The sequence below is a fragment of the Pseudonocardia lacus genome, assembly GCF_018531445.1.
Taxonomy (GTDB): Bacteria; Actinomycetota; Actinomycetes; order Mycobacteriales; family Pseudonocardiaceae; genus Pseudonocardia; species Pseudonocardia lacus.
The window spans coordinates 1-6,203 of record NZ_JAHDTH010000308.1 but is presented as its reverse complement, the minus strand read 5'-3'; the positions used below and the strand labels follow the sequence as shown (position 1 = coordinate 6,203).

The following is a 6,203-nucleotide window of genomic DNA, read 5'->3' as shown; positions in this document are numbered from 1 at the left end:
GGCGCCGACCGGCCGGCGCGCGCGGGCACGTCGAGCGCGACCGAGAGCCCCAGCAGCAGCGGGACGACGACCAGGTACACCGAGGTGACCGCTTCCGGCGCGACGAAGCCGACCGGCAGCCACAGCGCGGTGGCCAGCAGCAGCCAACTCGTGCGGGCCGGCCACACCCGCGCGGCCACGACGGTGATCCCGACCGCGATCATCCCCAGCTGGCTCAGCGGCCAGGCCATGTCCAGCACCAGCAGCACCCCGGACAGCTCGTACTGCCCGCGCGCCAGCGTGATCAGCGTGGACAGCGCGGCCAGCCCCAGCAGGACCAGCTCCACGGCGACCAGCCAGCGCCCCCACCGGCCGCGCCCGGCCGCCCCGGTCCCGCCCACCACGGCGACGAGCGCGATCACGCCGAGCAGGTACACCCCGCTGGACCACACGTCGGTGGCGCTCACCGCCTCCCCGTCCGGCGGCGCGAGCAGGCCGACCGCACCCCACACCACCCCGCCCGCGGCGACCGCCGCCCCGCCCGCCCGGACCATCGCGCTGTTCATCGCCTGTCTCCTCCCCCGCCCGCCGCGGTTCGGCGGGCCGGGAAAGCCTGGCCGCGCGTCCCCGTCCCGTCGTCGCCCTCGATCGTGATCCCGGGGTCCGCCGCGCGGCGGACGCGGATCCACCGCGCGGGGGACCCGGGTGGGAGCGGGCTCGGCTAGCGTCAGCCGCTGTGCGCGCCCCCACCCGCCTCGACGCGGCCTTCGCGGGCGCGCTCGGCGCCGGGGGCCTCGCCGAGCTGGCGCTCGGCGCGCTGCCGGACTCGAACCCGCCGGTCGCCGCCGGCGCGATCGCGGTCGCCGCGGGCGCGCTGCTGCTGCGCACCCGTCTGCCCCTCGTGGCGTTCGGGGTGGCCCTGCTGGTGCTGGCGGCCTCGGAGTTCCCCGGCGACGGCGTCGGGCTGACCGCGTCGATGGCGCTCGGCCTGCTGGTCGCGCTGAGCAGCGTCGCCCAGCGGTGCGCGCCCGCCGTGGGTGCGGCGGCGGCGACGGGCACGTTCGCCCTCTTCGGGGCCCTGAGCCTGCTCGGCGACCGCCCGTGGGACGTGATGGCGATGCTGCTGGGCACCGGCTCGGCGTGGGGCATCGGCCGGCTGGTGCGCCGCGAGCAGGACCGCAGCGCCGAGCTGGCCGCGGTCGCCGCCCAGCTGGCGCTGGAGCGCGAGGCGCGGGCGGACGAGGCGGTGCGCGTCGAGCGCGGGCGGATCGCCCGCGAACTGCACGACGCGGTGGCCCACATCGTCAGCGTGATGACCCTTCAGGTCGGCGGCGTGCGCCGGCTGCTGGACGCCGGGGGCGGGCGCGAGCGCGAGACCGCGATGCTGCGCGGGGTGGAGGACCTCGGCCGGGAGGCGGTGGCCGAGCTGCACCGGGTGGTCGGGGTGCTGCGCGCGCTCGCCGCCGAACCCGACGGGGAGTCCGGGTTGGCGCCGCCGCCCCGGCTGGAGCACGTCGGGCAGCTGGCCGAGCGCATCCGGTCGGCCGGGCTGCCGGTCGACCTGCGCGTCGAGGGCGAACCCCGGCCGCTGCCCGGCGGGCTCGACCTGGCCGCCTACCGGATCGTCCAGGAGGGCCTGACGAACGCGCTCAAGCACGCCGGACCGGCGCGGGCGCGCGTCGTCGTGCGCTACGACCCCGCCGAGCTGACCGTGTCGGTCGTCGACGACGGCGCCGGCGGACCCGGCGAACCCGCGGGCCACGGGCTCGCCGGCATGCGCGAGCGCGTCGGCATGTACGGCGGCGAACTGGAGACCGGGGCCGCCCCGGGCGGGGGCTGGGCGGTACGCGCCCGGCTCCCGGCGCCGCCGTGAGCGGGCGCACGATCCGCGTCCTGCTCGCCGACGACGAGATCATGATCCGGGCGGGGCTGCGGCTGGTGCTGGAAACCGAGCCCGACATCGTCGTCGTCGGCGAGGCGGGCGACGGGGCCGCCGCCGTGGCGGCCACCGCCGCGCTGCACCCCGACGTCGTGCTGATGGACGTGCGCATGCCGGGCCTGGACGGCCTGGCCGCGACCCGGCGCATCCTGGAGGAGCACCCCGCGGTCCGGGTCGTCGTGCTGACGACCTTCGACGACGACGCCAACGTGCACGCCGCGCTCCGGTTGGGCGCGAGCGGTTTCCTGCTCAAGGTGGCCCCGCCGGAGCGCCTCGTCGACGCGATCCGGGTGGCCGCCGATGGCGGCGCCCTGCTCGACCCGCTGGTCACCCGGCGGGTGATCAGCGCGTTCAGCACGCTGCCCGAGCCGGGCCGCCGCCCGCGCCCGCCGGCCCTGGACCGGCTTACCGACCGCGAGCACGAGGTGCTGCGGATGCTGGCCCGCGGGCTGTCCAACGCCGAGATCGCCGCGGAGCTGGTGGTCGGCGAGGCCACGGTGAAGACCCACGTCGCGCGGGTGCTGATGAAGCTCGACCTGCGCGACCGGGTCCAGGCGGTGGTGTTCGCCTACGAGCACGGCCTGGTGGAGCCGGGCGCCTAGCGACCGACCCCGCCGTCGAGAACGAACTTGTCGTGATCGAAAAGCCCTGTTGATCACGACAAGTTCGTTGTCGACGGCAACCGGGGCCCGGGCGAGAACGCCGCTCACCGGGCGGTGGGGTCCGGGCCCGGGTCAGCGGAAGTCGCGCGACTTCACCGGGACCGCCAGCGGGAGCTTCTGCAACCGGTCGGCGACCAGGTTGAGCACGCCCTCGGGGCTGCGCTCCAACCGCCCCCGCACCAGCAGGGCCGTGCTGCCGACCGCGACCGTGCGGTAGCGGGCCCACAGGCCCTCCGAGCAGGTGACGTTGAGCATGCCGCTCTCGTCCTCCAGGTTGATGAAGGTGACCCCGGCGGCGGTGGCGGGCCGCTGCCGGTGCGTGACCAGGCCGCCGACCAGGACGCGGGGCGGGATCTGCTCCGGGTCGCCGGGGCGCAGGCCGCGGCCGACGGCGTCGAGCCGGTCGATGCGGACGGCGCCCAGCGCGTCGAGGCGCTCGCGCAGGTGCTGCATGGGGTGGCTGTCGGGGGAGACCCCGGTGGCCCAGACGTCGGCGACGGTGGTCTCGGCGTCGGTGAGGCCGGGCAGCGGCGGCGCGTCGAGGCCGACGGCGGTGCCGGGGATCTGGTCGGAGCGGACGGCGGCGACCACGCCGGCCGCCCACAGCGCGGAGCGGCGGTCGACGCCGAAGCAGCCGAACGCACCCGCGGTGGCCAGCGCCTCGGCCTGGGCGACGGTGAGCCGGACGCGGCGGGCCAGGTCGGCCAGGTCGGCGTAGGGGCCGGCGCGGTCGCGCTCGGCGTCGATCCTCTCGGCGACGTCGAGGCCGATGCGGCGCACCTCGGCCAGCCCCAGCCGCACGGCCTGCCCGCGGTGGCTGCGCGGGTCGGGCTGCAGGACGGCGTCGGCGCGGCCCAGGTTGACGTCCGGGCCGCGGACGAGCACGCCGTGCCGGCGGGCGTCGGCCACCAGCGACTGCGGCGAGTAGAAGCCCATCGGCTGGGAGTTGAGCAGGGCCGCGCAGAACGCCGCCGGGTGGTGCAGCTTGAACCAGGCGCTGAAGTAGACCAGCGAGGCGAAGCTGATCGCGTGGCTCTCCGGGAAGCCGAAGTTCGCGAAGGCGAGCATCTTGGCGAAGATGCCCTCGGCGACCTCGCCGGAGATGCCGTTGGCCGCCATCCCGGAGAAGAACCGCGCGCGCAGCTTCTCCATCTTCTCGGTGGAGCGCTTGGACCCCATGGCCCGGCGCAGCTCGTCGGCGTCGCCCGCGGAGAAGCCGGCGACGTCGACCGCGATCTGCATGAGCTGCTCCTGGAACAGCGGCACGCCCAGCGTCTTCTCCAGGGCGTTCTTCAGCAGCGGGTGGTCGTAGCTGGGCTTCTCCTGGCCGTTGCGCCTGCGGATGTAGGGGTGCACCGAGCCGCCCTGGATGGGGCCGGGCCGGATCAGCGCGACCTCGACGACCAGGTCGTAGAACACGCGCGGCTTGAGCCGGGGCAGCGTGGCCATCTGGGCGCGCGACTCCACCTGGAACACGCCCACCGAGTCGGCCCGCTGCAGCATCGCGTAGACGGCGTCGTCGACGGGCTGCAGGTCGTGCAGCTCGATCCGCTCCGCGTACTCGGCGACCAGGTCGATCATCAGGTGCAGGGCGGTGAGCATGCCCAGCCCGAGCAGGTCGAACTTGACCAGGCCGGCGGCGGCGCAGTCGTCCTTGTCCCACTGCACGACCGAGCGGCCGTCCATGCGGGCCCACTCGACGGGCACCACCTCGGAGACCGGGCGGTCGCAGATGACCATGCCGCCGGAGTGGATGCCCAGGTGGCGGGGGAAGCCGAGCAGGTCGTCGGCCAGCTCGATCACCTGTTCGGGGATCGAGGCCGGGAGGGGGCCGTCGGCCAGGCCGGACCAGCGCTCGATGCGCTTGCTCCAGGCGTCCTGCTGGCCGGGCGAGAACCCGAGCGCCTTGGCCGTGTCGCGGACGGCCGATCGCGGCCGGTAGGTGATCACGTTGGCGACCTGGGCCGCGCAGCCGCGCCCGTAGGTGCGGTAGACGTACTGGATCACCTCCTCCCGGCGGCCGGACTCGATGTCCAGGTCGATGTCGGGGTAGCCCTCCCGGGCGGGCGAGAGGAACCGCTCGAACAGCAGGCCCATGTTGACCGCGTCGACGTTGGTGATGCCCAGCGCGTAGCAGACCGCGGAGTTGGCCGCCGAGCCCCGGCCCTGGCAGAGGATGTCGGCCTTGCGGCAGAACTCCACGATGTCGTGCACGATCAGGAAGTAGCCGGGGAAGTTCTTCTGCTCGATGATCGCCAGCTCGCGCTCCACGGTCTCCAGCGCGGCCGGGTACTCGGCGTGGCTGCCGTAGCGGCGCACCGCCCCCCGGCGCACCAGCTCGCGCAGCCAGCGGGCCTCCGTGTAGCCGGGCGGCACCGGGAACGGCGGCAGGTCGGGGGCGACCAGGTCGATCGAGAAGGCGCACTCCCGACCGATCCGCGCGGCGGCCGCCACGGCCCCCGGGTAGCGGTGGTCGAACCGCTCCGCCATCTCCGCGCCGGAGCGCAGGTGGGCGGTGCCGGCCGGGGGCAGCCAGCCGTCGGCGTCGTCGAGGCTGCGCCGCGCCCGCACCGCGGACAGCGCCGTGAACAGCGGGTACCGCAGCGGCGATGCGTAGTGGGCGGCGCTGGAGGCGACGACGGGCAGCCCGGCCGCGCGGGCCAGATCGGCGAGCGCGTCGTTGCGCTCGGTGTCGGTGGGCAGGCCCTGGTGGGTGAGCTCGACGGCGACGTGGTCGGCCCCGAAGCGCTCGACGAGCCCGCGCAGGGCCGCGGCCGCGGCGTCCCGGCCGCCCGTGCGCAGCGCCTGGCGGACCGCGCCCTTGCGGCACCCGGTGAGCACCACGACCCGCCCGGCCGTGTCGGCGACGACCTCGTCCAGGTCGTAGACCGGGCGACCCTTCTCCCGGCCGGCCAGCTGCGCGGTGCTGATCGTGCGGCAGAGCGCGCGGTAGCCCTCGGGGTCGCGGGCGAGCAGCAGCAGGTGGCTGCCCTCCGGGTCGGCGACGCCGTTCTGCGGGGCGCTCAGCCCCAGCGAGAGCTCGGCGCCGAAGGCCGTGGGCACGTCCAGCTCGGCCGCGGCCTCGGCGAACCGGACCACGCCGTACATGCCGTCGTGGTCGGTGAGGGCGAGCGCGTCGAGCCCGAGGTCGGCGGCGGCCTCGGCCAGCTCCTCCGGGTGGCTGGCGCCGTCGAGGAAGCTGAAGTTGGAGTGGCAGTGCAGCTCGGCGAACGGGACCCGGGTGGCCGGGTCGACCCGGCGGGCCGGCGGGGCCGCATAGGGCGCGCGCTTGCGCGACCAGGCGGGGCTGTCGCCGCCGTCGGGTTCGCCGTCGAGCGGGCCGGGGACGCGCGTGACCCGGCCGGAGAGCGCCGCCTCCAGCTCGGTCCACGGGACGTCCGGGTTGCTCCAGCCCACCCCGCCAGCCTACTCGAACATAAGTTCGAACGCTCGGCCTCGCGCTCGTCCGCCGAGATGACGCGCCGCGCAGGCGCCGCCGCTAGCTGTACTGACCGGACAGGTTGGTCAACCTGGTGATGGGCGGGACCCGTCCGATGGCGGTGTGGGGTCTGTGATGGTTGTACTCGTGGATCCAGCCCGGTAGGGCCTTTCGTCGCTGCGAC

At 75.5% G+C, this 6,203-nt stretch carries 5 protein-coding genes; 2 read left to right on the top strand and 3 right to left on the bottom strand.

Annotated features, from left to right (window positions below; all coding sequences use genetic code 11):
- Nucleotides 1-545 (bottom strand): hypothetical protein (locus tag KIK08_RS36380; protein WP_214407863.1); only part of this gene is annotated, 545 nt, incomplete at its 3' end.
- Between the two features lie 170 nt (nt 546-715).
- Here KIK08_RS36380 and KIK08_RS40730 point away from each other — a divergent pair.
- Together KIK08_RS40730 and KIK08_RS36370 are read left to right on the top strand one after the other, a co-directional pair.
- Nucleotides 716-1,852, top strand: a complete 1,137-nt coding sequence (locus KIK08_RS40730; RefSeq protein WP_214407862.1) for a sensor histidine kinase — start codon at nt 716-718, stop codon at nt 1,850-1,852.
- Nucleotides 1,849-2,520, top strand: coding sequence for a response regulator (locus tag KIK08_RS36370; RefSeq protein ID WP_214407861.1), 672 nt, complete (start codon nt 1,849-1,851; stop codon nt 2,518-2,520). The genes KIK08_RS40730 and KIK08_RS36370 overlap by 4 nt, the downstream gene beginning before the upstream one ends.
- A 132-nt stretch (nt 2,521-2,652) precedes the next feature.
- On the opposite strand, the gene KIK08_RS36365 is transcribed toward KIK08_RS36370, so the two are convergent.
- Both KIK08_RS36365 and KIK08_RS36360 read right to left on the bottom strand, forming a co-directional pair.
- Nucleotides 2,653-5,997 (bottom strand): error-prone DNA polymerase, encoded by a 3,345-nt coding sequence (locus KIK08_RS36365; protein WP_214407860.1) that lies wholly within the window; start codon nt 5,995-5,997, stop codon nt 2,653-2,655.
- A gap of 82 nt (nt 5,998-6,079) precedes the next feature.
- Nucleotides 6,080-6,203, bottom strand: a 124-nt coding sequence (locus KIK08_RS36360) for an integrase core domain-containing protein (RefSeq protein ID WP_214407864.1), incomplete at its 5' end; no start/stop codon positions are given.